The organism is Oleidesulfovibrio alaskensis DSM 16109, from assembly GCF_000482745.1.
GTDB lineage: Bacteria > Desulfobacterota > Desulfovibrionia > Desulfovibrionales > Desulfovibrionaceae > Oleidesulfovibrio > Oleidesulfovibrio alaskensis.
In genome coordinates this window covers 53,259-79,056 of the sequence record NZ_KI519494.1, presented here as the reverse complement: position 1 = coordinate 79,056, position 25,798 = coordinate 53,259, and the positions used below count along the sequence as shown (strand labels likewise).

At 59.3% G+C, this 25,798-nt stretch carries 21 protein-coding genes and 1 tRNA gene; 15 read left to right on the top strand and 7 right to left on the bottom strand.

Annotated elements, in window-relative coordinates:
- The first annotated feature begins 238 nt into the window (after nucleotides 1-238).
- Nucleotides 239-1,624, top strand: coding sequence for an ammonium transporter (locus H586_RS0112260; RefSeq protein ID WP_011369188.1), 1,386 nt, complete (start codon nucleotides 239-241; stop codon nucleotides 1,622-1,624).
- A gap of 20 nt (nucleotides 1,625-1,644) precedes the next feature.
- On the top strand, nucleotides 1,645-1,971 hold the full coding sequence (locus tag H586_RS0112255; RefSeq protein WP_011369189.1) for a P-II family nitrogen regulator: 327 nt from the start codon (nucleotides 1,645-1,647) through the stop codon (nucleotides 1,969-1,971).
- Nucleotides 1,972-2,135: 164 nt separating this feature from the next.
- On the opposite strand, the gene H586_RS0112245 is transcribed toward H586_RS0112255, so the two are convergent.
- The 3 genes from H586_RS0112245 to cbiR are packed head-to-tail and all read right to left on the bottom strand — an operon-like array spanning nucleotide 2,136 to nucleotide 4,480.
- Complete coding sequence (locus tag H586_RS0112245; RefSeq protein ID WP_011369190.1) at nucleotides 2,136-3,176, bottom strand: DHH family phosphoesterase; 1,041 nt, start codon at nucleotides 3,174-3,176, stop codon at nucleotides 2,136-2,138.
- Nucleotides 3,177-3,686, bottom strand: a complete 510-nt coding sequence (locus tag H586_RS0112240; RefSeq protein WP_011369191.1) for a bifunctional adenosylcobinamide kinase/adenosylcobinamide-phosphate guanylyltransferase — start codon at nucleotides 3,684-3,686, stop codon at nucleotides 3,177-3,179.
- Nucleotides 3,686-4,480 carry a cobamide remodeling phosphodiesterase CbiR gene (gene cbiR / locus H586_RS0112235; RefSeq protein ID WP_051364013.1) on the bottom strand — a complete coding sequence of 265 codons (795 nt, stop codon included), beginning with the start codon at nucleotides 4,478-4,480 and terminating at the stop codon, nucleotides 3,686-3,688. Before cbiR ends, H586_RS0112240 begins: the two co-directional genes overlap by 1 nt.
- A 463-nt stretch (nucleotides 4,481-4,943) precedes the next feature.
- Between cbiR and H586_RS20900 the strand changes: the two genes are divergently transcribed.
- Nucleotides 4,944-5,081, top strand: a complete 138-nt coding sequence (locus tag H586_RS20900; protein ID WP_169727961.1) for a hypothetical protein — start codon at nucleotides 4,944-4,946, stop codon at nucleotides 5,079-5,081.
- 75 nt (nucleotides 5,082-5,156) lie between these two features.
- Here the strand turns inward: H586_RS20900 and H586_RS0112225 are convergent, their stop codons facing one another.
- On the bottom strand, nucleotides 5,157-8,426 hold the full coding sequence (locus H586_RS0112225; RefSeq protein ID WP_027182176.1) for a UvrD-helicase domain-containing protein: 3,270 nt from the start codon (nucleotides 8,424-8,426) through the stop codon (nucleotides 5,157-5,159).
- A 230-nt stretch (nucleotides 8,427-8,656) separates the two neighbouring features.
- Between H586_RS0112225 and H586_RS0112220 the strand changes: the two genes are divergently transcribed.
- The 3 genes from H586_RS0112220 to H586_RS0112210 are packed head-to-tail and all read left to right on the top strand — an operon-like array spanning nucleotide 8,657 to nucleotide 10,565.
- Nucleotides 8,657-9,484: a tRNA1(Val) (adenine(37)-N6)-methyltransferase gene (locus H586_RS0112220; RefSeq protein ID WP_027182175.1), complete on the top strand. Its 828-nt coding sequence runs from the start codon at nucleotides 8,657-8,659 to the stop codon at nucleotides 9,482-9,484.
- Entirely contained in the window at nucleotides 9,481-10,281 is an 801-nt protein-coding gene (locus H586_RS0112215) for a 2-amino-3,7-dideoxy-D-threo-hept-6-ulosonate synthase (protein WP_027182174.1), read from the top strand. The genes H586_RS0112220 and H586_RS0112215 overlap by 4 nt, the downstream gene beginning before the upstream one ends.
- A gap of 2 nt (nucleotides 10,282-10,283) precedes the next feature.
- Nucleotides 10,284-10,565: a hypothetical protein gene (locus tag H586_RS0112210; RefSeq protein WP_011369196.1), complete on the top strand. Its 282-nt coding sequence runs from the start codon at nucleotides 10,284-10,286 to the stop codon at nucleotides 10,563-10,565.
- Nucleotides 10,566-10,693: 128 nt separating this feature from the next.
- Here H586_RS0112210 and H586_RS0112205 read toward each other — a convergent pair whose 3' ends face one another.
- Both H586_RS0112205 and H586_RS0112200 read right to left on the bottom strand, forming a co-directional pair.
- Nucleotides 10,694-12,502, bottom strand: a complete 1,809-nt coding sequence (locus tag H586_RS0112205) for a chloride channel protein (protein WP_027182173.1) — start codon at nucleotides 12,500-12,502, stop codon at nucleotides 10,694-10,696.
- A gap of 147 nt (nucleotides 12,503-12,649) precedes the next feature.
- Nucleotides 12,650-13,594 carry a bifunctional riboflavin kinase/FAD synthetase gene (locus H586_RS0112200; RefSeq protein WP_011369198.1) on the bottom strand — a complete coding sequence of 315 codons (945 nt, stop codon included), beginning with the start codon at nucleotides 13,592-13,594 and terminating at the stop codon, nucleotides 12,650-12,652.
- A 195-nt stretch (nucleotides 13,595-13,789) separates the two neighbouring features.
- Between H586_RS0112200 and H586_RS0112195 the strand changes: the two genes are divergently transcribed.
- Nucleotides 13,790-13,876 (top strand) — tRNA-Leu (locus tag H586_RS0112195).
- 151 nt (nucleotides 13,877-14,027) lie between these two features.
- Here H586_RS0112195 and H586_RS0112190 read toward each other — a convergent pair.
- The gene (locus H586_RS0112190) at nucleotides 14,028-14,546 is read right to left on the bottom strand and encodes a DUF4410 domain-containing protein (RefSeq protein WP_027182172.1); all 519 of its coding nucleotides are present in this window, start codon (nucleotides 14,544-14,546) and stop codon (nucleotides 14,028-14,030) included.
- Nucleotides 14,547-14,829: 283 nt separating this feature from the next.
- On the opposite strand from H586_RS0112190, the gene H586_RS20205 reads away from it, so the two are divergent.
- The 8 genes from H586_RS20205 to fdhD all read left to right on the top strand — a co-directional run bounded on the left by H586_RS20205 (nucleotide 14,830) and on the right by fdhD (nucleotide 25,789).
- Complete coding sequence (locus H586_RS20205) at nucleotides 14,830-16,917, top strand: methyl-accepting chemotaxis protein (RefSeq protein ID WP_051364012.1); 2,088 nt, start codon at nucleotides 14,830-14,832, stop codon at nucleotides 16,915-16,917.
- 107 nt (nucleotides 16,918-17,024) lie between these two features.
- The gene (locus tag H586_RS0112180) at nucleotides 17,025-18,137 is read left to right on the top strand and encodes a YjgN family protein (RefSeq protein WP_027182171.1); all 1,113 of its coding nucleotides are present in this window, start codon (nucleotides 17,025-17,027) and stop codon (nucleotides 18,135-18,137) included.
- 14 nt (nucleotides 18,138-18,151) lie between these two features.
- Entirely contained in the window at nucleotides 18,152-19,264 is a 1,113-nt protein-coding gene (locus H586_RS0112175; RefSeq protein WP_027182170.1) for a M48 family metallopeptidase, read from the top strand.
- A 174-nt stretch (nucleotides 19,265-19,438) separates the two neighbouring features.
- The gene (locus H586_RS0112170) at nucleotides 19,439-19,906 is read left to right on the top strand and encodes a winged helix-turn-helix domain-containing protein (RefSeq protein WP_011369203.1); all 468 of its coding nucleotides are present in this window, start codon (nucleotides 19,439-19,441) and stop codon (nucleotides 19,904-19,906) included.
- Between the two features lie 165 nt (nucleotides 19,907-20,071).
- Complete coding sequence (gene fdnG, locus H586_RS0112160) at nucleotides 20,072-23,113, top strand: formate dehydrogenase-N subunit alpha (RefSeq protein ID WP_081701847.1); 3,042 nt, start codon at nucleotides 20,072-20,074, stop codon at nucleotides 23,111-23,113.
- 51 nt (nucleotides 23,114-23,164) lie between these two features.
- Nucleotides 23,165-23,893, top strand: a complete 729-nt coding sequence (locus H586_RS0112155) for a 4Fe-4S dicluster domain-containing protein (protein ID WP_011369206.1) — start codon at nucleotides 23,165-23,167, stop codon at nucleotides 23,891-23,893.
- 58 nt (nucleotides 23,894-23,951) lie between these two features.
- Nucleotides 23,952-24,875 (top strand): formate dehydrogenase accessory protein FdhE, encoded by a 924-nt coding sequence (locus H586_RS0112150; protein ID WP_027182168.1) that lies wholly within the window; start codon nucleotides 23,952-23,954, stop codon nucleotides 24,873-24,875.
- Between the two features lie 29 nt (nucleotides 24,876-24,904).
- Nucleotides 24,905-25,789 carry a formate dehydrogenase accessory sulfurtransferase FdhD gene (gene fdhD, locus H586_RS19190; RefSeq protein WP_011369208.1) on the top strand — a complete coding sequence of 295 codons (885 nt, stop codon included), beginning with the start codon at nucleotides 24,905-24,907 and terminating at the stop codon, nucleotides 25,787-25,789.
- The last annotated feature ends 9 nt before the right edge of the window (nucleotides 25,790-25,798 follow it).

Below are 25,798 nucleotides of genomic sequence, written 5' to 3'. Positions count from 1 at the left end.
TTTTTGTTTTTTCTGATATTTTATTTCCGTTCTTTTTTGACGTAAATTTACTTTTTTGTAAATTACACAAGCTTATTTTTAACATATATGTGAATTACTAGCACTATAACAAAGCGCCTGAATCCCACTTAAAAACAGAAAACATATAATAACAGCACGTTATCATATTTGGCCCTCCTTTTGCTCTTACCGGAACATCGCCATTAGAACGGGCCCTGCCCAAAAGGAGGATTATTCCATGCACGCACCCGTATCGTCACCCCGCCATCCGGCAAAACGTTTTGCCCGCACGGCGGCTCTCTGGCTGGTTGTGGCAACTCTGCTCCACGCTTCACCCGCACTGGCGGAAGATGCTCCGGCAATGCTCAGCCAGCAGCATGGCAACATCCTCTGGACGCTCATCGCCGCCATTCTGGTCATGCTCATGCAGGCCGGATTTGCCATGGTGGAATGCGGATTCACCCGTGCCAAAAACGCGGGCAACATCCTCATGAAAAACTTTGTGGACTTTGCGGCGGGTTCACTGGTGTTCTTTCTGGTCGGCTATGCCTTCATGTTCGGCGCCGACGCAGGCGGCTTCATCGGCACATCGGGATTTGCCCTTGCCCATGTGGACCCCGCCACAGAAGGCGGCATGTGGGATCTGACCTTCTGGTTCTTCCAGTCGGTGTTCGCGGCCACGGCGGCCACCATCGTATCCGGCGGCATTGCCGAACGCACCAGATTTGCCAGCTACATCATTGTCTCCGTACTGGTGACAGGCATCATCTACCCCGTATCGGGCCACTGGGCATGGGGCGGACTGGCCGGAAACGCCGGATGGCTTGAAGGGCTGGGCTTTGCCGACTTCGCAGGATCGACGGTTGTCCATTCCGTGGGCGGCTGGGTTGCCCTTGCCGGGGCCATCGTGGTGGGTCCCCGTGCGGGCAAATACGGACCCGACGGCTCCGTGCGGGCCATACCGGGCCACAACATTCCGCTGGCGGCTCTGGGTGTGTTCATACTGTGGTTCGGCTGGTTCGGGTTCAACCCCGGCTCCACCACCACCGCAGACGGCACCATAGGCTATATCGCCGTGAACACCAGTCTGGCAGCCTGTGCCGGTACCGTTACCGCCATGCTCACCGCATGGATACGGTTCGGCAAACCCGATGCATCCATAACCATGAACGGCGCTCTGGCAGGTCTGGTGGGCATCACGGCAGGCTGTTACGAGCTTTCCCCTTCCGGCGCCATCATCGTGGGGATCATCTGCGGCTTTGTGGTCGTGCTCTCCATTGAGTTTCTGGACAAGATTCTGAAGATCGACGACCCCGTGGGCGCGGTTTCCGTGCACGGCGTGTGCGGCGCCATAGGTACGCTGATGGTGGGGCTGCTGGCGCATCCCTCTTACGGCGGATCCACAGGCCTTGTATACGGCGGCGATGCTTCTCTGCTCATGGTACAGGCTCTCGGTGTGGCGGTGGTATTCGCCTGGGCCTTCGGCATGGGGCTGGTGGTGTTCCGCATTGTGGCCGCAGTGGCGGGCCTGCGTGTCTCTCCCGAAGAAGAGCTCAAAGGTCTGGATATCACGGAACACGGTTCCGAATCGTACAACGGATTTCAGATTTTCACCGTGGAATAGCAGGCCAAAGGAGAACCATCATGAAATTGCTTATCGCCTATATACGCCCTGAAAAGCTCTCGACGGTGAAAAAGGCTCTTTATGCCAGAGGCATATACGCCATGTCCGTGACCAACGCATTGGGCAGCGGACAGCAGAAAGGCTTTACCGAAACCTATCGCGGCATTGTGACGGAAGTGAATCTGCTGAAAAAGGTCCGCATAGAGGTGGGGGTACCCGCGGACAAAGCGGAAGACGCTCTGGCGGCGCTGCAGACAGGTGCCCACACCGGACGTGAGGGAGACGGCATAATCTTTGTGCAGGACGTGGCCAGAACAGTACGGGTACGGACCGGCGAAGCCCCCTGAACATACCCCGCGGCCGCAAGGCCGCCGACTACAGGAACAACTGCCGGCTCATGAACGGTTCCGGCGGACTCCATCCGCAATCCCTGCAGGAAAAGGCAGCCTCCGGCTGCCTTTTCCCATATAAACAACATCACCTGCACAGCCCGCAAGCGGGCGGCGGGGTATCATTCTTTTTTCCTGTCGTTGCCTGCGGCATCAGCCTGACGCTCTTCCTCTCTGGGGCGGACGCGCTTCGGGGGGCTTACCAGACGCTTGAAAACGAACATTTCCACATCTTTGCCCTCCAGACGCTGCAAAGGCACCTCGGCGCGGGCCATGGTCTTGTGCCCCCCCGCAGAGCCGATATCGCCGAACTGCAGCTTGGCAAAATTGCCCAGATTGCGCACCACACCGTCGCCGCGGAAAATAATGACCAGCGTATCCTTGTACACCCCGGCCACCACGGCCCAGCGGATTTCGTGCACCCGCGTAAAAAAGTCGGCAATAACCACAAGCACATCGGGGTTGTCCACCTCGCCCACATACACGTATCGCCCGGAACGCACAGTGTGCAGGCTGGTGAACGCGCGTGAAAAATAATCCAGCCACTCCAGCCGGAATTCGCTGCGGGCGATGCGCGAGAGCAGCTGATGGTTGGCAAACTTGGAAAGATACCGGAATGCGCGGATATCGATGTCGCAGGATTCGCGTTCGAAGCTGTTTGTATCCGTCTTGATGCCGAAAAGCAGCGCGGTGGCAAGCAGTTTTCCGGGACGTATCTTGAGATTGTACAGATACTCGGTCATCAGTGCCGAACAGGTGCCGTATTCCGGCTTCAGGTCCTTGAAGTCGGCAATGACGGGTTCCTCTTCGCTCAGGGGATGGTGGTCGAACACCACGGAATAATGCACACCGGAAAACCCCGGATGATGATGGGGCTGAGAATCGACCATGGCGAACCGGTCATACTGCGCCGCCACGGTGGGGGTGAACTTGACCATGGGAATGTGCAGATAGCGCACCATGGCCAGATTGTCGGGCCGTGATATGGTGTTCACATGGGCTATGCCCACGTCGGACACCCTGTGAATCATGATGCGGCGCAGGGCCATGGCCGATGCCATGGCGTCGGGATCGGCGTTGATGACAATCAGCCAGCGCTCATCGCGCGAAAAAAGTTCGAGAAGTTGTGAAAGCCCCGGTTCAAGCTTGCGAAAATAAGACATCTAGCGCCTCTTAAGATACATGGGAATACCGGCAACCATAAAGCATACCTCGTCGGCCAGCGCCGCCACGGTCTGGTTGAGGGCTCCCAGTTCTCTGATGAACATGCGTGTCGCGCGGTCAGCAGGTACGGGGCCCAGCCCCGCCTCGCAGGAAACAAGCGTGATCTCTGTATCACGCCCGACCAGCCGCAGACACTCCGCCAAGTCTCCGCTGTATTGCTGCATGCCTGCCTCGCGGCAGGCAAAAAGCCAGAAATCGAGACTGTCCACCAGCACCGAGCCGAAACCGTCTCTGCCCCGCAGCAGGGCGGACACCAGATCCGTGCCGGTTTCCCGAACGGGAATATGAGGGGCGCGGGCAGTTCTGTGTTCCAGAATCTGACGCCTGAAGGAAAAATCGGCAGCCTGCCCGGTGGCAAGCAGCAGATGCGGCCCTGCCCCTTCCTGCAGCGCAGAAAGCGCAAAGGCCGACTTGCCCGATTTGTCCCCCCCCAGTATCAACCGTATCATCAGCCGCTCCCCCGAAGCCACATGACCGCCACAGGCAGTGATTCTTCTATTTCTTTCCAGTCGAACAGTTCCATCATGACCACAGAGTCACACGGGGCGGCCTGCACGGCAGATGCGCAGACGCGCAGCGCTTCGTCATGCAGCACAGTCAGCGGCACATGCCGGCCCGCGCGTTCCGCATTCAGGTGCAGCATGCGTATGCGCCCTGTCAGGCGCGCATCCCGCAGAATCCCATGCTGACCGTAGGACAGCATATGGCCCGTGTCCAGACAAACCGACAGTCCCAGAGACCGGACAGTTTCCGCCAGTTCCGTCAGCGGCTGGCCCTGTATGTTTTCCAGAAGAATGTCTTCGGGCCGCAGACCGGCGGCAGTCCAGGCAGCGGTAAAGGCTTCCAGCGCCTGCGCCGCGTATGCGGCATGACAATATGCCGGCGGATGCACAACCCCGCGTACCGCCCCCAGATAATCAACTTTATCCATAAGCCGCAGGCAGATATCAGCACAGCGGCTGCCGTCGCGGTGTGCGGTATCCGGACGGGCGCGGGCTGCGCCCCACGGCAAATCCACAGGCAGATGCACATGCCAGCTCAAGGGCAGGTCGGCCAAATCCACAGGCAGATCATGGCGCGAATAGGCAAGACAGGCTTCACTTTCCAGAAACAGCAGCCCGACTTCATCCACCCTGCCGGCAAGAAAGCGGCAGTTTTCCGCCACCCCCGCGGGAATGACCCACGAGGGTGCCGCCAGAATTCTGCCGTGCGGCAACCGCCCTGTTCCTTGCTGTTCCTTCATACACACCGTTCCGCAATCTTACGCGGGTTATTCAGTATACATCATGGCCGGACACAGCACAAACCGCGCCGCAGGCTGTCAGGATAACAGACATATCATGCACGCCGGAGCATCCCTGTCCCGAAGAGGGCCGGACACGGTAACGGGCACGCCATAAAAAACGTGCCCGGACCTAGTGCCGGGCTTGCCTTGCGCCGATACGTTCTATATGGAAACCGGAAAGAAGTGCAGCCGCCCTGTACAAAGCACAGTCCGTGCCACCCGAGGCCCCGTGCCGGAAAACCGCCGCACGGCGCGCGAAACGAGCACGGCAAGACAGCTGTAACGGCGGGCTGCAGCGGCAACCAGCCGGTGTTGTGCACCCCGTACGGCACAGGCACGGCGCTTGCACAAAAAAAATTACCGGCAGCCTGTGTCCACGGACGGCATCCGGAATGAGCACCCCCAACGGAAGACTGCTCCCATGCGGAAAATAAAAAGCTACCTGCAACACCGTCTCAACCCGCTGCACATATACTGCAGACTGCGCGACTGCGGCATAAGTGCGGGTGCGGCCGCACGGTTTTCGGCACTGTACGAGCGTTATCTGTACAGGCTTTAGCCGCAACTGCAGACGGCAGCCCGCACCGCCGGCAGCGCCGTATGCAGGCGGGCGTACGCACGCCCCCTGCCGCCGTCACATCAATGTCAGCTGTTTTTCCTTGCGCTTCTGGTGCGCCACCAGCGTCGAACGGCGCAGGTCGCCCAGCGGCAGCCCCTGAAGAAACCGTGATTCCCTGAGCCGCAGTTCCTTGCCGTAGAGCATCCGCCGCGCCGCGCGGCTGAGAAACAGCGCCTGTTCCGCACGGGTCATCCCCACATACAACAGTCTGCGTTCCTCCTCCGTATCCGTGCGCATGCGGGCCTTGTCCACGCTGCCCGTCAACACGCCCGCGCTGGCAAAAGGCAGTATGCCGTCTTCCAGCGCAGGCAGAAATACCGCTTTAAATTCAAGACCTTTTGACGCATGCAGCGACATTATCTGTACTTTTTCGCTGCGGCTGCGCACCAGTTCAAGCTCTGTCTGCAGGTGCACCCAGTTAAGCAGACCCGCCCAGCCCCCGTACTCGTCATAAGCTTTCACCAGACGCCTGAACTCCGGAGACTGCCAGAACAGATTATCAAAAGGCGGCATGTCCTGCAGATACGCCGAAACCCCGAGAGGTCCTTTGGCCAGCACCTTGTCGGGGCACGAAATGGTTTCTTCCTCCGACCGGTAGGCAATGCCCAGCACACGGCCCGCCGCGGCCAGAATCATCTGTATGCGCGGTTCCACCCAGAAAGCTTCGGCCTCGGGCACGGAGCAGGGTATGCCCAGCCGGACAAGCGTGCGCTGGATAACAGGAATAACCGCCTTGAAGCGTACCAGTACCGCAATGTCGCCGGGGGCGAGAGCACCGGCCATACCGCTCACATCGTCGTCATGCCCGCCGCTTTTCAGGCGGGTGGCCCCGCTGTCGGCCAGAGAATGGCTTGTGGCGCCGATAAGCGAACGTACCTGCCCGGCAATCCAGGAAGCTTCACCTTCTGCCGTGGGCGCTTCAAAAAGCCGTATCTCGCCCGGCAGCGCACGCATGGCAACCAGCGGCGGGTCCTGCGGCAGCAGAGCAGCCGAAAAATCAAGTATGGCCTGAGAAGATCTGTAGTTACGGGTCAGTTTGATCACCTGCATATCCGGCCACGCCGCACCGAAAAACGCACGCACATCGCCGTGCGCCCCCCGGAAACCGTAGATGGACTGATCAGGGTCGCCTATGCCGAAGAACCCCGCACCGTTTTCAGGCAGCAGAGAACGCACCAGTGTAAGCTGCAGAGGTGAAAGATCCTGAATTTCATCCACCAGCACATGCACATACGGACAGGCGTAAATACCGTTGTTCACCTGCTCCAGCCAGAATTCCAGCAGGTCGGTATAATCGGCAAGATTCCACGATTCCTTGAGCTTCACATACCTGTGCAGAAACGGGGCATCATCCGTATGGCACACGGACATGCGTTCGCGGCACACGGCTATGCGTTCCCACGCTTCCCGTATCCGCTGCGCGGTCTCGCCGGAATTGGCCTCGGCAAACACACGCCGCGCGCCGTCTTCCGAAAGCAGCACCGGCGCATCGTCATAGGCTTTGTGCCAGTATTCAAAGGCCAGCGCATGCAGGGTGTCGGTACGGGGCAGCGCCGCATTACCCCCAAGCTCGGCCAGCAGCCTGCCGTCCATCTCTGTCGCGGCACGGCGTGTGAATGTCACTGCCAGTATCTGCCGCGGAGAAACCCCGTTATCCACCAGTCTGCGGATGCGCCCCACCAGCGTGCGGGTCTTGCCCGTTCCCGGTCCGGCAAGCACCAGCACCGGTTCCGGTCCGGCGTCCATGGCCCGCTGCTGGGCCTCGTTGGCTCCCTGCGGCTGCTCCGCAGCCTCGTCGTCTTCAAAAATAAATTCGTCGGAAACACCCTGCACACCGGCATCAGCGTCCTGCAGGGCCGCACCCGCCGTTCCGCCGGACGCCGCAGCCTGCGTTTCCGGCCCGTTTCCGCCGCCGTCCTGCGGCACAGCATCTGCAGCCGCGGCGGGTTCCGCCGTACGCGTTGTGCCACAAGCGGGCAAGGGCAGGTCCATCAGCATGCGGCCGTTTTTAAACTCATCACGCTCACGCGGGGTGAACACGCTGATAACCCCGTATTCGCCGTCGCAACCCGGCTGCCGCGCAACCTCGCCGCGGCGCATGCGCGAAATGCCTTCAGCCAGCGGCGCGGAAAATGTCCTCAGATCTTCTTCCGGCACATCCTGCAGAATGCCCAGCTCCGAACCGAACCGCGATACGGCGCCTGCATAAAAATCAAGTACCTTGCGGGTGCCCGGTCTGGTGCCGACAATTTCGGATATGACCTCTGCCAGAGGCACCAGCGAAATGAAACCGGGCTGTCCCGCCGGTCGTTCGGGCATTTCTCTGTCCGCCAGCTCCATGACACGGCTCAGCACCCCCACGGTGAGCGGCTTGCCGCAAACGGGGCATATGCCGTCTCTGGCCGCCGTTTCACGCGGGTCCATGATGACACCGCACTTGCGGTGGCCGTCCATGTGGTATTTGCCTTCTTCGGGAAAAAATTCCAGCGTGCCCAGAAACCGGTGCCCCAGCCCTTCACCGCGCAATGCCCTGTAAATGCCGTCGTAGGAAACGTCTCCGCTGAACAGGTTGGCCTCGCGCCCCAGTTTGTCGCCGGAATGCGCGTCCGAGTTGGAGATAAGCCGGAACCGGTCCAGCGCACTCCACATCCAGTTCATGTCCGGATCGGAGCTCAGACCTGTTTCCAGCGCAAATATTTCCGCTGACAGATCACCGTAGCATTCTTCTATGGAATCAAAGCCGGATTTTGACCCGAACACGGAAAACCACGGAGTCCAGATATGCGCGGGCACAAGAAATGCTCTGGGGTGGGTTTCCAGCACCATCTCAAGCAGGTCGCGCGAATCAAGCCCCAGAATGGGCCGCCCGTCGGAAGCGAGATTGCCCACCTGCTCAAGCTTGCGCGACAGTGACTCCGCAGCTTCCAGCGTGGGCACATAAACAAGGTTGTGCACCTTGCGCACCTTGCCGCCCCGTTTGTAGATAGAGCTTATTTCGGCCTGCAGCATGAACTGCACACGGCCGCCCAGCGGGCGCCCGGCAAAAACAGAAATCTCTTCGTCCAGCCCGTCCGCTTCACGCAGGCGCAACAGGCCGGTATTGTCGTCGGGAATCAGCTGTGCGGCCAGTTCCTCGCGCCACTGGGGGTGGGTGAAGTCTCCCGTACCCAGCACATCCAGCCCTTTGACGGCCGCCCATGCCGCCAGATGACGGGCAGTGAGTTTTTTGCTTGTGGCGCGGGAAAAACGGGAATGTATATGCAGGTCGGCCCTAAACTGCTTCATGAATAGCCTGTCCTTGCAGCATGTGAAAAAGCATGGCATCCGGCACCTGCGGATGCCGCCCCGGCCGTTTGCCGGTGGTTTGACGGATGCTAGCAGAAAACGTGCATGGAGCCAAATACCGGACACGCCGTGCACGCCCGGCAGCTGTCCTGCATTCCGCACTTGTCCGCGGCGGCACGTCAGGCTAGGCTGACACCGTGCAGACTGACACCACACTATCGGACATACCCATGCAGAACCTTAGGCCGCAAAAAAATACAGAACAGGATGTACACGCGGCGCGGGAATATTTTCCGCGCGGACTTTTGCAGCCGCCGGATTCGTTCCGCTTTTCCGCGGACGCGCTGCTGCTGGCCGCATGGACCGCCGCCGCATACGGCACCCCCGCAAAACCGCTGCGGTTTCTTGATGCGGGCACGGGCTGCGGGGTGGTGGGGCTGGCACTGTGCCTGCTGCTTGATACGGTGCAGGGCACCGGATTTGACATAGACCCGCAGCTGGCCGATGCAGCCATGCACAACGCCGCCATGCTGGGACTGGGCAACCGGTTCAGCGCGGTACAGGCCGATGCGCAGCAGGTACGCGCGCACGCAGACATCACGCCGGAATCATTCGATCTGGTGGTGACAAACCCTCCGTACCGGCGGCCGCATCAGGGCAGGCACGCGGCGACACAGCAACGCACACGCGCCCTGTTTGAAACAGCCGGTCCGCTGACGGCCTTTGTGGCCGCATCCGCTTACGCTCTGCGCAACAAGGGCCGCTTTTTCTGCATCTATCCGGCGGAAAGACTGCCCGATCTTTTATGCACGCTGCGCCCCGCAGGGCTGGAAGCCAAAAGCCTGCTGCCCGTTCATTCACGCGCGGAGCAGCCGGCCAGACTCATCTTGCTGGAAGCCAGAAAAAACGCTAATCCCGCCATCACCATACACCCGCCGCTGGTTCTGTATGCAGGCAGCGGCCACAGGACACATCTCACGCCGGAAGCGCTGGCCTTCTGTCCGTTCCTCGGCTGCAATGCCCGCGGCGTTCAATGCCATACACAGGAGACACCATGATCGGAGCCATCCGCAAACTCGAACGATTTTTCATGACCCCCAGCGGCAGGGCCGTGGTGCTGCCGCTGGACCACGGTGCCGGTGAAGGCATGCTGCACGGGCTGGACAATATACCCGGCCTGCTTGCGGACATAGGCGACCGTCCGGTGCAGGGCGTGGTGCTGAACAAGGGCACGGCACGCGCCTACGCAAATGAAATCCCCACGGCCACGCAGCTTGTGGTGCAGCTTTCCGCCGGAACCCGGCACGGGCTGCCCGCGTGGAACAAATCGCTGGTCTGCTCCATTCCCGAAGCGCTGCGCCTGGGGGCCGACGCCGTGGCCGTACAGGTGAATATCGGCAACGAACAGGAAGACCGGATGCTTACGGATCTGGGCATGGCCACGGAAGAAGCGCACCAGCACGGCCTGCCGGTGATGGCCGTCATCGTGGCGCGGGGCGGCAACATAGTGCAGGAGCTTGACCCTTCGCTCATCGCCCATTGTGTCAGGCTGGGCGGCGAGCTGGGGCCCGACATGGTCTGTGTTCCCTATTCCGGTCATATGGACAGTTTTTCACGGGCCGTTGATGCCTGTCCCGTGCCCGTACTGGTGGCGGGCGGCCCTTCTATGGGTGACTTTGAAAATTTTATCAGGCACATGGAAGAAGCGCTTGAATGCGGCGCCGCCGGTGTAAGCATCGGGCGCAATATTTTTCAGCAGGACGACCCCATGGCGGCGCTGGACAAACTGCTGACAGTGGTACACAGCCAGCGGGACGACAAAACACCGCAGGAAAACGACGTGCGGAACGGGTAATCATGTTCAAGGTTGTTGTCATTTTGTTTGTCGCGGTCTGGGTGCTCAGCTTTTTTCTGAGCAGCCGGCGCAAGGTCATCCGCGACACAAACCACCTGCTCCAGCTCATTTTGTGGGCGGCGCTGGTATTCACAGGCAACACCCTGCTTTCCGGCCAGCAGTTCGTCAAAGACCACTTTCTGCTGCAGGTGGCTCTCACGCTGGCGCTCTTTGCCGGCTCCTACTTTGTTTCCATATGGATAGTTAAAGGCATGTCTTCGGGCAACGGTCCGCGGCGGCGCTGACATATCCGCCGGCTTTCCGCAGCGGCGCTGCCTGTTTTTCAGCATGCAGCATCCGGCATAAAAAACCCCCGTCAGCATATGCAGACGGGGGTTTTGTCATCGGGGGTTTGTCATCGCGGAACAAGACATCAGTCTTCACGCAGTTTCTGCAATGTCTTGGTATAAGCGTGGAACACGTCCGAGCGGTTGATGAGTCCCAGAATGGTATTATGATCGTCCGCGTCCACCACAGGAATCTGGCCGAGATCCGTATCCACAAACTTGAGCAGCGCCGTGTACAGATCATCTTCCTCCTCCAGTGTGGCAGGCTTGCGCGCAAGGTCTTTCACCAGCACCAGATCAAAAAGGCTCTCTTCATACAGCAGGCTGCGCACGTCATTTATGGAAAGGATACCGGTGATTTCTCCCTCTTCGCTTTTGACGGGAAAGAAAAATTCATTGGTGCCGGAAATAATGTCCGTCAGGCCTTTGAGGGTGACGCTTTCCTCCAGAATGGTCACTCTGCCGCGTTCAAAGTGGTCAGTCACCTTCAGCTGTTCCAGCAGGTTGATGGTGGCATCATTGATATGGGCGGGTGACTCGAATTTGTTCTCCACCTGATTTTCGTACAGGTTGCTGCGCCTGCCCAGCACAATGCACACGGCAGAGGCCAGCATAAGCGGCGCCAGCAGACCGTAGCCCTGTGTCAGTTCGCACACCATTATCAGCGGGCCGATGGGTGCGTTGGCCACACCGGCAAAAAAGGCCGCCATGCCCACCAGCACATACCCGCCCGGCTGCGTTACTATATCGGGGTAATATTTATGCGCGGTAAAGCCCACAATGCCGCCGCTCATCCCTCCCACGAACAGAGCCGGCGCAAACATGCCGCCGCTCATGCCCGAACCGAGCGTGACCGATGTGGCAAGCGTTTTTGCCAGTATGATGGTCACCATGGTGGCAACGGTCATCTGTCCCAGAATGGCCTGTTCAAGCCAGCCGTAGCCGCCCGAAAGCACCTTGGGGTACAGCATGCCGAAAAGCCCCATCAAAAGCCCTCCGGCCGCCATGGTCCACATGATGCCCACCTTCTGCTGCATACGGGCAAACACGGAATATTTGATGAACCGGAACGTGCTTACATACAGCCAGCCCGCAGCGGCGCAGACCAGCGAAAGAATCAGGTAAAACGGCAGTTCGCTCATGCTGTTGAAGCTGAACTCCGGTATGCCGAAAATAGGTTCGGTACCGAACACCAGCGTAAAAATGGAATACGATACCACCGATGAGGTCACCGCAGGCAGAATGGCTTCGGATTCAAAGTCTTCCTTGTAGATAACTTCCACGGCAGTCAACGCCCCGCCCAGCGGCGCACGAAAGACGGCACCCAGTCCGCCCGCGGCGCCTGTCAGCATCAGTATGCGGCGCTCTTTGGTGCTCAGGCCCATTTTGTCGGCAAAAAAAGACCCGATACCGGCCCCTATCTGCGATATGGGCCCTTCGCGTCCTGCACTGCCGCCGGACGCAATGGTGAAAATGGAGGTAATGCCCTTGATGAGCGGGGCCACAGGACGGATAACACCTTTTTGCCGGTGAAAAGCCCTGATCATGGAGTCCGTGCCGTCGGTCATGCCGTGAAAGCTGTCCGGCAGAAAGCGGCTGACCAGCCAGCCGGTGACCAGCGCCACGGTGGTGGTGGCCAGAGGAATGACCCACGGCCGGAATGTTTCGCCCGCATGTCCGTGAAACAGCGCTTCGCCAGCCGGTGCCGGCAGGCTGTAGCCGGCCCAGACGGCCTGAATGAGGTGCTTGAAATACTCTATGCCGAGAAAAAACAGCGTGGCCGCTATGCCCGAGACAACCCCCAGCACCACGCCCAGCACAAGCATGCGCACATAGGTCACATTACGGTACAGCCGCAGGTATTCTTCCCACAAACGGACAAAAGGGCGAAACATGAGAGGTGAAACTCCGTTACGGCAACAGCGCCGCGTGGTTATGACGGCAGATACCTGCCGCCCCGCTTTTGCACGGTGCAAACACCGCCACGCCGCGCGGCGGTGCCGGGCGGCGTACAGAAAGGCGCGAAACAACGCAGAGGGAGGCTACAGTCCGGCTTCCTGAGAATCCAGTATCTGCCGCCCCAGTTCCACATCGCTGCGAATCTGCGTCATCAGATCGTCAAGACCCGAAAACTTGCGTTCATCCCGCAGCCTGTGCACAAAATTCAACCGCAGCTCCCATCCGTAGATGTCGCGGTCAAAATCCATAATATATGTTTCCACACTCAGCGTCTCGTTGCCGAATGTGGGATTGTACCCGATATTGGTGACACCCTTGTACAGGTTGCCGTCCACTTCAACCCACACGGCGTATACGCCCGGTCCCGGAACAAGCTCGTCCCTCACCTCAAGGTTGGCCGTGGGAAAACCCAGCAGCCGGCCTCCGCGTTTTTTACCGTGCACAACAGTGCCCCGCACCACATAGAACCTGTCCATGAGAGGCCGCACTCCCCATACATCACCGGCCTTTATCATATCACGTATGCGCGTGGAACTTACCACGGCACCGTCGATGATGACAGGGTCCAGCCGCTCGCATGAAAAGCCGTATTTTTCTCCCAGTTCCACCAGCAGCTCAAAGTGTCCCTTGCGCCCTTTGCCAAAGGAGTAATCGTACCCTACGACCAGCTCCTTCACATTCAGGCCGTCCACCAGAATACTGCGCACAAATTCTTCAGGTTCCAGCGCCGCCAGTTCCCGCGTGAACTGCAGCATAAGGGTCAGATCAACCCCCAGCGCTTCCAGCAGGTCAAGTTTTTTTTCATAATCAGTAATGAACGGGGGGGTATGCGGGCCCACAAGCACCCTTAGCGGATGCGGGCAGAACGTGACCACCACACCCGGCAACGAAGCCTTGGCGGCTTTGGCCATCATGCGGCCTATAAGCTTGCGGTGGCCGTTGTGCACACCGTCAAAATTGCCGATGGTGACACACGACCCGCCGGAAAGATCAAGGGTTATTTCCTGAAGCTGTCTTGCGATCTGCATGGGGTTCCCGTTCTCCGGGTTGGGTTGGGCGCCGGAAATATCCGTTCGGCCCGCCGAAGACCGCTATAGCTACCCCAAAACCCGCATCCGTTCAAGCATACGGACACCCCGCCGGAATCCGGCCGGACTTTTTTTACTTTTTTACCAGAAAAAACTTGCCAAGGCGCCGGTCTTTTGTCTATATGCCTCTTCCGCGCCGAGGTGGTGGAATTGGTAGACACGCTAGGTTCAGGGTCTAGTGGGGGTTCCCCCGTGGGAGTTCGAGTCTCCCCCTCGGCACCATTCGCGATTAAAGGGAAACAGACATATGTCGGTTTCCCTTTTTTCTTTATTTGCCACCCTGCACAGACTCTGCAACACCGCTCACCACACGGGGGCGGCACCGCCGCCCCCGTTTTTCCGTCTCTGTACAGGCAAGCCGCGCAGGCGCGCATCACTTCACAGCTACATCCTGTCTGACAACTGTCTTCAGTACATCAACAGTCGCTTCGGCCACATCGTCAAAAACATACATCCATGCGCCGATGGTGTATCCGCCTCCAGCCGCGATGGAACGTTCCACAGGAACCGTGGCAAGCACCGTCCCCTCTCTGTCCATGATGGCTGTTTCGGTTTTCAGCTCGGTGGCTCCGGCTCCGGGCAGCAGCCAGCGTTTAAAGGCATTGCCCGGGCTGTAAGACACAATGGTCGTGACCAGCACATACTCACTGTCGGCCCGCTCAAGATGCTCTTTGGTCAGAGCTTTGTTCAGGGCCGTGCGCATGGCTTCCGCCAGACTGAAATTCTCCTCGGCGCTTTCAAAAGCATAGCCGGAACGGTCTTCCACGCTGCTGATGGCAAAGCTGTCGGCCATGATAGTTTTTCCGCTTTCCGTCTGCGGAACAAGCTGCGCTTTTGTGGAGCAGCCCGCCATGGCCAGACATAAAAAAATCAGTAATACAATACGTTTCATAATCCCTCCTTCGGGCGCAAAGGTCGTATCGCACCGACCGGATAAAAACAAGCCTGTCAATAAAGGAAAATACACTTCCGGTCCCCGCATCCATCCGCCGGAACGGCAATCCCCCCTGCCCGCGCCGTGACGGCACAGACAGGGGCACGTTCATGCGCCGCATAAAAAATAAAGGCGACTAACACCCGCCAGAGAATACTATACGCTCCGGCCCCGACTGCGGCACACAGCGTTCCGCCGAGGCGCGCCCCTGCCTTTCACCCCTTTTTGCGGAGGATGCCCCGTGAAATCGTTAGGTACATACACCATCGGCCTTCTTCTGGCCGCATCGCTCGCCATATCAGCTGCCTGCGGAATACTCTTTCACCTTCAGGAAAAAAAGGTCCGGCAGGAAACGCTGCAGAATGAATACGCAACCATGATTCATTCACTGCAGCAGCGGCTGGAAAAAAAGATTGATATCGGCATCACCAACAGCATCTCCTTTGCCTCTTCGGCCGACCTTGTGCGTCTTGTCCGCACACAGGACAGGGAAGGTCTGATGCGCCATGTAAGCAGTATCGGTGACATATTTAAAAAAACTTCCAACTTCCGCGGCATCAGGCTTCACATTTTCGATGCGGAAGGCCGTACGCTGGTACGCAGCTGGAACAAAGATAAACACGGGGATGCGCCCGCAGCCGCCGGCGAAGTGCTGCGTGCCGCCGCCCGGCAGGGGCAGGCGGCTTCCGCTTTTGTACTGGATGAAGACGGCCTGCTTCTGCGCGGCACAGCGTTTATCGGCCAGCCGGACAACATCGCGGGCTATATCCAGTTCATACAGGGTGTTGGCAGCATTTCCCGCGACTTTGAAAAAGAGGGCATGTTTTTTGTACAGTTGGTCAGTGCCGACGGGGCCTCTCCTCCGGACAGCCTCAGAAACAATACACGTCTGGGCGGTTATGTACTGGCAAACAACAAGTGGTTTTCTTCATCCGTGGTCCAGCGGCTTGAGGACATAGACCTTACACGCGTCACCCGCGACAGATATTTCATCTCCGACGGCCTGTTCGTTGTGGTTGAACCAGTTCTGGATCTGCAGGGACGGCAGACCGGCCTGTATCTGCTGGCCAAGGACGCGCACATCGTCGAGGCCAAAATCAGCGCCGCCATGGAAGCAGGGTTATATATACTCATCACCATGGGATTCGGTTTTCTTATCATTTTCACGGTCATATACGCGGTCCTGCGCATAAAGGTCATCACTCCGCTGGTGAATATCAAGAAATTTGCAGAAGAGGTCGCCGCCGGTGACTGGCAGGCCACACCCCGCGGAGCATATGCATTTGAATTTGATGTGCTGAAGCAGAGTCTTCTTTCCATGGTGCACGAATTGGAAGCCGCGAATGAAACGGCGGAACAGAAAAGCGCGGCAGCCACCCGCGAAGCCGAAAAATCACAGCGGGCCGCGGAAGAAGCGGCAGAAGCCAAAATTCAGGCCGAAAAGGCGCGGTCCGAAGGCGTGCTGTATGCCACGCGCCAGCTCAGTCAGGCAGTATCCGGCATTATGGAAACGGCCGACGAACTGGCCAGAGACATTGACGGGTGCAGTCAGGGCGCCCATGAACAGGCACAGCAACTTCAGCTTTCCTCCACAGCCATGGAGAAAATGAACGCCAGTGTGATGGAAATAGCAGGACGGACCGGACAGAATGCCGAATCAACAGAACATGCCAGAAAAGAAGCTGATTCCGGAAACAGCGTGGTACAGGAAGTCATCCGCTCCATTAACGAAGTGCATGAAATAGCCCGCAACCTTGCAACGGAGATGGACGAACTGGGCAAACACGCTGCCGGCATCGGTCAGGTTGTCAACATGATATCCGACATTGCAGACCAGACAAATCTGCTGGCACTGAACGCCGCCATAGAAGCCGCACGGGCCGGAGAATCCGGACGGGGTTTTGCCGTGGTGGCGGACGAGGTGCGCAAACTTGCCGAAAAAACACAAAGCGCCACCAAAGAGGTGGAGCGTTCAGTCTCTGCAATCCGCACCAGCATCACAGGCAACATTGCAAATGCGCAGAACGCGCTTGCCGTCACACAGACCGCCAACGGCTATGCCGCCGACTCCGGCAAAGCGCTGGAAACCATCGTCCGGCTGATTTCCGCCTCGTCACAGGAAGTCAGCGCCATCGCGCATTCTTCAGAGCAGCAGGTCGAGGCTTCCGAAGCCATCAACGCGTCACTCGACAAGGTTGCCACCCTTTCTTCCTCCACGGTCTCGCTGATGGAAGAAGCGGCAAAGGCGGTACAGCACCTTGCGGGACTGGCCACACAGCTGCGCCAGATAATCTGCTCAATGGAGGATGAAAACAATCCGATGTGCTGAACACCCCCTGCCGGAAGGGTGCGGAACAGCAAGCTTCTTCAAAATGCTTCCCATCGCGTCTGTCTTTCTATATGAGATTCAGGATCATACTATCCGGAGAAACTCATATGCATCATGAAAACAACGTACAAGCGCCTGCCGAGGCAGGCGAAACCATGCATCATGCGGCTTCAGATGCCGCTGCAACAGCCCCGTTCCTTGCATTTACCGGCACGGGAAAGTCGCTCTTTTTTCTATACATTATAAACGGATTACTGACAATTCTCACGCTGGGAATCTACAGTTTCTGGGGTACCACCAAGATCAGACGATATTTCTGGTCGCACACGAAGGTGCAGGGCGAACCGCTGGAATACACGGGGACAGGCGGGCAGCTGTTTGTAGGCTTTCTCATCGGCATTGTTCTGCTGGGACTGCTGGCTCTCATCGCTCTGGCCACTGACATGCTTTTCGGACCGCCCGCCGGCACGCTGACCGGTATTCTCATAGCACTGCTGTTTGCCCCGTACGCCATCTTCCGCAGCATGCGCTTCAGGCTGGCGCATACCCGCCTGCACGGCATCCCCTTCGGGCTGGAAGGTTCCCCCGTACGGTTCGCCGGACGCACGCTGCTGCGCTCGTTCATCGCACTGGTCACTCTTGGCCTCATGATTCCGTGGGCATACGCCAAGGTCACGGCCGACATTCTGGGCAACATCCGGTACGGCGACAAGATGTTCACGTTCACCGGCAAGCCCATGGCTCTGGTCAAGGCGGCCATTCTGCCCATGCTGCTTGTAATTGTGCCTATGGCCGCTTATGTGGGTTTTCTTGTCATGCTGGCCTCGGGCTCGTTAGCAGGGTATTCATCCTCGGAACTCAGGACGCTAATTCTCATCATTGCCAGCGCGCTGGGCCTTCTTACCTTTATCTCAAGCCTGCTGTGGCAGTGCCGCTTTATCCGCTGGGCAGCCACCGGAATGCACTTCGGCGAAGCCGGACTGACATGCTCCATAACGCCGCTGCGCCTGTTTGTCGCCCTGCTCAAATTCATGCTCATCACGCTGTTCACGCTGGGCATCGGCCTGCCGTGGGCCATCGTCGGGCTGCAGCGCTTTTTCATGCAGCTGTACGAACCCACAGGCGACATTGTCTTTGCCGATGTGCACCGCGGACCGGAACAGCATGAAGCCACCGGCGACGGCATTGCACAGGCCTTTGACTTTGACATGGGCTTTTAACCGCTGTGTCCCGCATGCAGCACTGCGCACTGTATAACGACGGCCTGACACCCGAAACGGCCGAAGTCTCGCCGCAGATGTCGGCAGGGTCTCTTGTCTTTGAACACAAAGGAGAACCCTGCCGCTGGCCGCTTTCCCGCATAGACGCAGTGGACGGCTGGAGCAGCCGTCCGCTGCGTCTGAAACGCACCCCCGACACCTATGAACGGCTGACCCTGCCTGCCGGAAGCCGCACGGACGAAATAGTCCGCCACATCCGCATGCACAGGGGAATCCGCCTGCCCGTAATCAGCAAGTTCGGTGTGGCGGCGCTGACGGCAGTCGTGGCCATGGTATGCTGGGGGATTTTCATGGGCGACGTCACCACCCGCTTCATTGCCTCGTGCATTCCGCACGATGTGGAAAAAGCCATGGGCAGACAGGCCATGGAAAGTCTGCTGCCGCTGCTCTCGCTCAACACCACTCCGGAGTGGTGCACCTCGGCGGAATCGCAGGCCGCACTGGACGCAATGCAAAGCGAACTGCTTTCGCCGGAAGACCCGCAGCCCTATGAAATCCGGATTCTGCACAGCTCATTCAACAACGCGCTTGCCATTCCGGGCGGCACCATACTGGTGACCAGCGCGCTGATAAACGACCTGCAGCACCCCGATGAGCTTTCGGGCATTCTGGCCCATGAACGCACCCACATAACCCAGCACCACGGCACAACCAGCTACGTGCGCAATGCCGCATTCAGCATGGTGCTGAAGATGTTTGCCGCCAACAGCGATACACTGCGGATGATTGGCGGCAGCGCGCAGGCCCTCATGCTGCTGCGCTTCTCCCGCGAGGCCGAAGACGCCGCGGACAGCGGTGCCGTGCGCGCGCTGCACCGCGCCGGTATTCCCATCAGCCGGCTGCAGGACTTTCTTGTCCGGGCCGCTCCCCCGCCCGAAGACGGCGACACCCCGCTGCAGCTGATTGACAGGTACCTTTCCACCCACCCTGACACCCCGCACAGGGTAAAAGCCATGCAGGCACAATACGACGCGCTGGGCACACCGCCGCCGCGGCAGTCACCGCTGTCGTCCCGACAGTGGCAGGCGGTCAAAAACGCCTGCTCCCGGCGCACAGACCAGTTATGACATTCATCCCGCGGGCAGCCGGAAACGTACAGGGTTTCCGGCTGCCCGCGGTCATGTCAAACCATGCGCAAGAATAATATGCTCAACAAGACATAACATCCATTGTATTGTCTGCTTCAAGCTCTTCCGCGTGGTTCACAGCCGTGCACCACGGGAAAGCCCGCGGAGGTAAATATGCCAAAAAAGACACAACAACCTGTCATGCGCCTGCACCTGTGGCTCGAACAGTCCGATGGCGTACTTTTCGGTCAGGGGCGGCTGCAGCTGCTCGAATACATAGACCAGACAGGCTCCATAAACGCGGCGGCCAAGCGGCTGGGCATGTCCTACCGCGCGGCGTGGGGTAAAATAAAAGCTTCGGAAGAAGCGCTGGGTTTCAAACTGCTGGAACAGCCCGAAGGAAGACGTTCCGGCTGCCGGCTCAGCGATGCGGCGCGCATGCTGATGACCGGCTACCGTAACTGGCTGGATGAAGTGGAAGCTCTGGCGCTGCAAAAGGCCGAAGAACATCTGGGCTACATGCCCGAACGGTTTATAAACCGGCACGGAGCCTGTGCCCTGACACCGCGGCATGCCCCCGCAGCTAAAAAGAAAAACACACCATCACAGGCGGCTGTGGAAAAATCCGCCTCCGCACACTGAGGCACCTTGCGGTATGCATTGCTCCGCCCGCCGTTGTGTTAATATTAACACATTATAATAACTGACTTTTTATTGACCAAACATTTCCTGACGTGGCATCCGTTGCATAGGATGCGGCGTGCACCTGCGCCGCGGCATTAGCAACCGAAAAAGGAGGCCGAGGACATGAATTGCACCCGGCGAGGATTCCTGAAGCTGGCCGGAGCGGGCGCAGCCTGTATTTCTCTGGCACAGCTCGGCTTCAGTCTGAAAGAGGCGCGCGCCTTTGCCGCGTCGCTGAAGATTGAAGGGGCGAAGGAAGTCATCACCGTCTGTCCGTTCTGTTCCGTCAGCTGCCACATCATCGCGTATGTGAAAAACGGCAAGCTGATCAGCACGGAAGGTGATCCGGATTATCCCATCAACGAAGGTTCGCTGTGCGCCAAGGGCGCCGCGCTGCTGACCATGTCGACCAGTCATCACAGACTGCTCAAACCCAAATACCGCGCCCCCTTCAGCGACAAGTGGGAAGAAAAAGACTGGGGCTGGACGCTGGAGCAGATAGCCCGCCGCGTCAAGGATACCCGCGACAAGGAAATCATACTCGAAAACAACAAGGGCCAGCGGGTCAACCGTCTGGAATCCATGTTCCTGCTGGGCACATCCCATGCGGACAACGAAGAGTGCGCCCTTGTGCACCAAGCAATGCGAGGCCTCGGTGTCGTCCATATGGACCACCAGGCACGTATCTGACACAGCGCAACTGTAGCGGCTCTGGGAGAGTCGTTCGGACGCGGTGCGATGACCAACCATTGGATCGACATCAAGAATGCCGATGCAATTCTTATTATGGGCAGCAATGCTGCCGAACACCACCCCATCTCGTTCAAATGGGTGCTGCAGGCCAAAGACAAGGGCGCCGTGGTAATGCACGTCGATCCCAAGTTTTCGCGCACATCCGCACGCTCGGACTTTCATGTACCGCTGCGTTCGGGCACCGACATCGCCTTTATGGGCGGGATGATACACTACATTCTGGAAACGGAAAGCTACTTCCGGCAGTACGTGCTTGATTATACCAACGCATCGTTCATCGTGGGCGAATCGTACGGGTTCAAGGACGGACTGTTCAGCGGGTACGATATACACACCCGCAGCTACGACCGCAGCAAGTGGAACTTTGAAACCGACGCGCAGGGCACGCCCAAACGCGACCCCTCGCTCAAGCACCCGCGCTGCGTCTTCCGCCTGATGCAGGAACATTATTCACGCTATACGCTGGACAATGTTTCATCTGTAACCGGTGTGACAAAGGAAAACCTGCTGAAGGTCTACAAAGCCTTTGCCGCCACCGGCAAACCGGACAAAGCAGGCACCATGATGTACGCCCTCGGCTGGACACAGCACACGGTGGGCGTGCAGAACATCCGCAGCGCCGCCATTGTGCAGCTGCTGCTGGGCAACATAGGTGTGGCGGGCGGCGGCATCAACGCCCTGCGCGGCGAACCCAACGTGCAGGGTTCCACCGACCACTGCCTGCTCTATCACATCATTCCGGGCTACATGACCATGCCCATGGCCGACTGGCAGACCTATGCCGATTACAACAAGGCCAACACGCCTGTTTCCGCAGACCCGCAGAGCGCCAACTGGTGGCAGCACAAGCCCAAGTACCTGACCAGCCTGCTCAAGGCATGGTTCGGCGATGCGGCCACGGCGGAAAACGGCTACTGCTACGGGCTGCTGCCCAAAATAGAAAAAGGCGCCGACCACTCCTACATGTTCCTGTTTGACAGGATGTACAGCGGCAAGATCACAGGCGGCTTCATCATCGGGCTGAACCCCATGAACAGCGTGCCCAACACCAACAAGGTGCGCAAGGCGCTGGACAACCTCGACTGGCTGGTCACCGCGGAACTGCACCATTCCGAAACCACGGATAACTGGCGCAGACCCGGCGTGGACCCGGCAACTGTCAAAACCGAGGTGTTTCTGCTGCCTTCCGCCCACCGTGTTGAAAAGGCAGGCTCGGTGAGCAACAGCGGGCGCTGGCTTGTGTGGCACCACAAGGCCGTGGAACCCGAAGGCGAAGCCCGCAGCTTCGGCGACATGTTCGTACCGCTTATAAACGTGGTACGCGACCTGTACCGCAAAGAAGGCGGCACCATGCCTGAAGCCGTGCTTAACCTCGACTGGCCGCAGCAGTACGACCCCGAGGAATGGGCACGCCGCATCAACGGGTTCTTCCTCAAGGACACCACGGTAAACGGCAAAGAGTACAAAAAAGGGCAGCTGGTGCCCTCCTTCACGGCGCTTGCCGATGACGGCAGCACCTCTTCGCTCAACTGGCTGTACTCGGGCAGCTACACGGAAGAAGACGGCAACAAGGCTCAGCGGCGGGACCCCTCGCAGACCCCCATGCAGGCCGCCATCGGCCTGTACCCCAAGTGGTCGTGGTGCTGGCCTGTCAACCGCCGTATTCTGTACAACCGTGCGTCCGTGGACGCTCAGGGCAAACCGTGGAACCCTGCCAAGGCTGTCATCAGCTGGAACGGCAAAAAATGGGAAGGCGATGTCCCCGACGGCGGCTGGCCGCCCATGGCCACCGGCAAGGGCAGACATCCGTTCATCATGAGCAAGCACGGCTTCGGCCAGCTGTACGGCACCGGCCGCATGGACGGGCCGTTCTCGGAACACTACGAGCCGGTGGAAACCCCCATCGACGCGCATCCGTTCTCCAAACAGCTGAGCAGCCCCGTGTACAAGTTCGTTTCGAGCGACATGGATAAACTGGCCAGACCGGCCGACCCGCGCTTCCCCTATGTGCTGACCACCTACAACGTGACGGAACACTGGTGCGGCGGCGGCGAAACCCGTAACGTGCCCAACCTGCTTGAGGCCGAACCGCAGCTGTATGTGGAATTAAGCCCCGAGCTGGCAGAAGAAAAAGGCATCGCCAACGGCGACGGAGTGATTCTGGAAAGTGCCCGCGGAAGGGTAGAGGCTATCGCCATGGTGACGGTGCGCATACGCCCCTTCACCGTTCAGGGAAAAACGGTACACCTTGTGGGGATGCCGTTCTGCTTCGGCTGGACGACACCCGGCACGGGCGACTCGACCAACAGGCTTACGCCTTCGGTCGGCGACCCCAACACATCCATACCGGAATACAAGGCCAGCTGCGTCAATATACGCAAGGCCGACACCCTGACCGAAATCGACCGATAGCCATACGGCGGACGGCCGCTTCATGTGGCCGCCCCGCCAAGGAGTCATGACATGTCAAAAGCCATATTCATAGACACCACCCGCTGCACGGCGTGCCGCGGCTGCCAGCTTGCCTGCAAGGAATGGTACGAGCTGCCCGCCAACAAAACGCGCCAGACAGGCAGCCACCAGAATCCGCCGGACCTCAACCCCAACAACTTCAAACTGGTCCGTTTTCATGAACACATGATAGACGACCGCGTGGTCTGGTACTTCTTTCCCGACCAGTGCAGGCACTGCGTCAACCCGCCGTGCGTGGACATCGCCAACATGATTGTGGACGGCGCACTGGTGCACGATGAAGAAACCGGCGCGGTGCTGACCACCGAAAAATCCAGCCTGCTTTCGGCCGAAGACTTTCAGGCCGTGCGCGACGCATGTCCCTATGACATTCCCCGCCGCGACGAGCAGACAGGACAGGTCAAAAAATGCGTCATGTGCTTTGACCGCATCAAGGCCGGCATGCAGCCTGCCTGCGTCAAGGTGTGCCCCACGGGCACCATGAACTTCGGAGAGCGCGAAGAGATGCTCAAGCTGGCCAGAACCCGGCTTGAAAAAGTCCGCAAAGAACACCCCCGCGCCATGCTGGCAGACCCCGATGACGTGAATGTCATCTTTCTGCTGGCAGACGACCCCGAACGGTACCACGAATACAGCGTGGCTCAGGCCGAGCCCGTCAGCCGCAAGCGGCTGTTTGCCTCGCTGCGGCGTCCCGTGCGGGCCATGACGGAAAACAGCTAGGACCGAACAACAGCCCGGAAGGCCGCTTACCCGGCCTTCCGGCTTTACCGGAGCACGAATGCCACAATCACGCGAATCAGTCAGTGCCACTCTGAACGCCATTGCCTCACGCCGTCCGGCGCTGCACTCCATACTCAGCGCATTCGAACCGCTGCTTACCGCCAGCGCAGCCCTGCCGGACGCTCTGGCGGATGAACTGCGCAACGGCACAGCCCCCCTGCCGCAGGCCCGGTCTGAAAGACTGGCACAGGGCGTGCCCGTCATGGCAGACGCCCCGACACAGTGGGCCGCGCCGCTCATGCGCGTTGCAGCACGGCACCTGCTGCCCGTCATAACCGCGCACCAGTCGCTGGCCGGCTCGCGCGCAGGGCTGGAAAAAGCCTTCGATCAGGATGATTCCGCTCTGGCCGGCCTCATGTCCGCCATCGTGCACGGCGACGCCGGTGCCCTCACACGCGCCGCCCGGCAGCACGACGTACCCGAAGCGGTCTTTGCTTTTGCCGCAAACGCGGTTGCCGGTCCGGTACTGCACGCCATGACGCAGCACCACCTGCACGACGCTGATTTTGCCGCGTGGCGTGAAGGAACATGCCCTGTCTGCGGCTCATTTCCTTCCATCGCGTATCTGGGAAGGCCAGACCCTGACCAGTCGGAATTTCTGCGCAGCGGCGGCGGCAAAAAGCATCTGCACTGTTCCCTGTGCACGCACGAATGGCTGTTCAGACGCGGAGCCTGTCCTTCGTGCGGCAACGAAGACCCCGGAGCGCTGGAATACCTGCGCGACCCGCAGACCCCGTGGGAACGCATAGACCTGTGCCGCAAATGCAACACCTACTGCCCGGGAGTCGATCTGCGCGAAACCACGGAAAATCCCCAGATGGATGCCATGGCACTGGGTATGCTGCATCTTGATCTTGTGGCCGCCCGTGAAGGACTGATGCCGCTGGCCCCGTCATTCTGGAACACATTTGACGACGAATAACCTGCCCCGCAGCAACGGAACCCGTTAATATGCATACCAGAAGCAGGCGCATCACCAGACTGAATCAGGGTCTGAGGCGTTTTTCCGACGATGAGATAATCATCGAAGCCCCCATGGAGATAGTGGTCAACGGCGTGCCGTGGGCCGCTCTCATGCGCACCCCCGGCGACGACGAGGCGCTGGCACTGGGGTATTGCCATACGGAAGGACTGCTGCAGCAGGGCGAACCGTACAGCATGAACCGGTGCACCGCCGCGGACGGCACGATGCGGATGCTGCTGGAAATTCAGGGCGGCCCGCGGCGCGTGCAGGAAATGATGCGCGGCAGAGGCGTGCGCATGGGGTTTTCCTGCTGCGGCAACCGTAACGCCGTCAGTGCGCAGGAACTTGTCCGGACTCTGCCCCCCGTGCCTTCCTCCGGCCCGGCAGACAACAAAGAGGCTTTCCGGGTGGCACCGGAAACACTCAATGCCCTGCTGCGCGAGGCGGAAGGCTATCAGGCGCTGTTCAGCCGGACCGGCGGCACTCATTTCTGTGCGCTGTATGACGGGCAGCTGACCATGCTGGCCTTTGCCGAAGACACGGGCAGGCACAACGCACTGGACAAAGCAGCCGGACAGGCCCTGATGCAGGGCACGGCGGCAGACGTGCATCTGGTGCTGCTCTCGTCAAGGCTCAGCTTCGAGATGGTACAGAAATCGCTGGCTCTCAAGGCCCGGGTGGTGGCAGGGCTGTCCGCCGTGACCAGCATGGGGACGGAACTTGCGGAAGCCTCGGGCATCACGCTGGTGGGTTTTCTGCGCAGCGGCAGAATGAACATCTATACACATGCACAGCGCATGGTCGCCGCATGCGACGGCACGACCCCGTGCAGCGGTCCGGCAGAAAGCTGTCCGCTGCGCCGCCCGTCATGACCGGACAAC

Bases quoted from the DNA above. Each gene is read 5' to 3' on its own strand.
- H586_RS0112260 (WP_011369188.1), top strand. From the start codon at position 239: ATGCACGCACCCGTATCGTCACCCCGCCATCCGGCAAAACGTTTTGCC.
- H586_RS0112210 (WP_011369196.1), top strand. From the start codon at position 10,284: ATGTTCAAGGTTGTTGTCATTTTGTTTGTCGCGGTCTGGGTGCTCAGC.
- H586_RS0112175 (WP_027182170.1), top strand. From the start codon at position 18,152: ATGCAGCACTGCGCACTGTATAACGACGGCCTGACACCCGAAACGGCC.
- H586_RS0112245 (WP_011369190.1), bottom strand. From the start codon at position 3,176: ATGTCTTATTTTCGCAAGCTTGAACCGGGGCTTTCACAACTTCTCGAA.
- H586_RS0112190 (WP_027182172.1), bottom strand. From the start codon at position 14,546: ATGAAACGTATTGTATTACTGATTTTTTTATGTCTGGCCATGGCGGGC.
- H586_RS0112225 (WP_027182176.1), bottom strand. From the start codon at position 8,426: ATGAAGCAGTTTAGGGCCGACCTGCATATACATTCCCGTTTTTCCCGC.
- H586_RS0112150 (WP_027182168.1), top strand. From the start codon at position 23,952: ATGCCACAATCACGCGAATCAGTCAGTGCCACTCTGAACGCCATTGCC.
- H586_RS0112180 (WP_027182171.1), top strand. From the start codon at position 17,025: ATGCATCATGAAAACAACGTACAAGCGCCTGCCGAGGCAGGCGAAACC.
- H586_RS0112170 (WP_011369203.1), top strand. From the start codon at position 19,439: ATGCCAAAAAAGACACAACAACCTGTCATGCGCCTGCACCTGTGGCTC.
- H586_RS20900 (WP_169727961.1), top strand. From the start codon at position 4,944: ATGCGGAAAATAAAAAGCTACCTGCAACACCGTCTCAACCCGCTGCAC.
- H586_RS0112255 (WP_011369189.1), top strand. From the start codon at position 1,645: ATGAAATTGCTTATCGCCTATATACGCCCTGAAAAGCTCTCGACGGTG.
- H586_RS0112200 (WP_011369198.1), bottom strand. From the start codon at position 13,594: ATGCAGATCGCAAGACAGCTTCAGGAAATAACCCTTGATCTTTCCGGC.
- cbiR (WP_051364013.1), bottom strand. From the start codon at position 4,480: ATGAAGGAACAGCAAGGAACAGGGCGGTTGCCGCACGGCAGAATTCTG.
- H586_RS0112155 (WP_011369206.1), top strand. From the start codon at position 23,165: ATGTCAAAAGCCATATTCATAGACACCACCCGCTGCACGGCGTGCCGC.
- H586_RS0112220 (WP_027182175.1), top strand. From the start codon at position 8,657: ATGCAGAACCTTAGGCCGCAAAAAAATACAGAACAGGATGTACACGCG.
- H586_RS0112205 (WP_027182173.1), bottom strand. From the start codon at position 12,502: ATGTTTCGCCCTTTTGTCCGTTTGTGGGAAGAATACCTGCGGCTGTAC.
- H586_RS0112215 (WP_027182174.1), top strand. From the start codon at position 9,481: ATGATCGGAGCCATCCGCAAACTCGAACGATTTTTCATGACCCCCAGC.
- fdhD (WP_011369208.1), top strand. From the start codon at position 24,905: ATGCATACCAGAAGCAGGCGCATCACCAGACTGAATCAGGGTCTGAGG.
- H586_RS0112240 (WP_011369191.1), bottom strand. From the start codon at position 3,686: ATGATACGGTTGATACTGGGGGGGGACAAATCGGGCAAGTCGGCCTTT.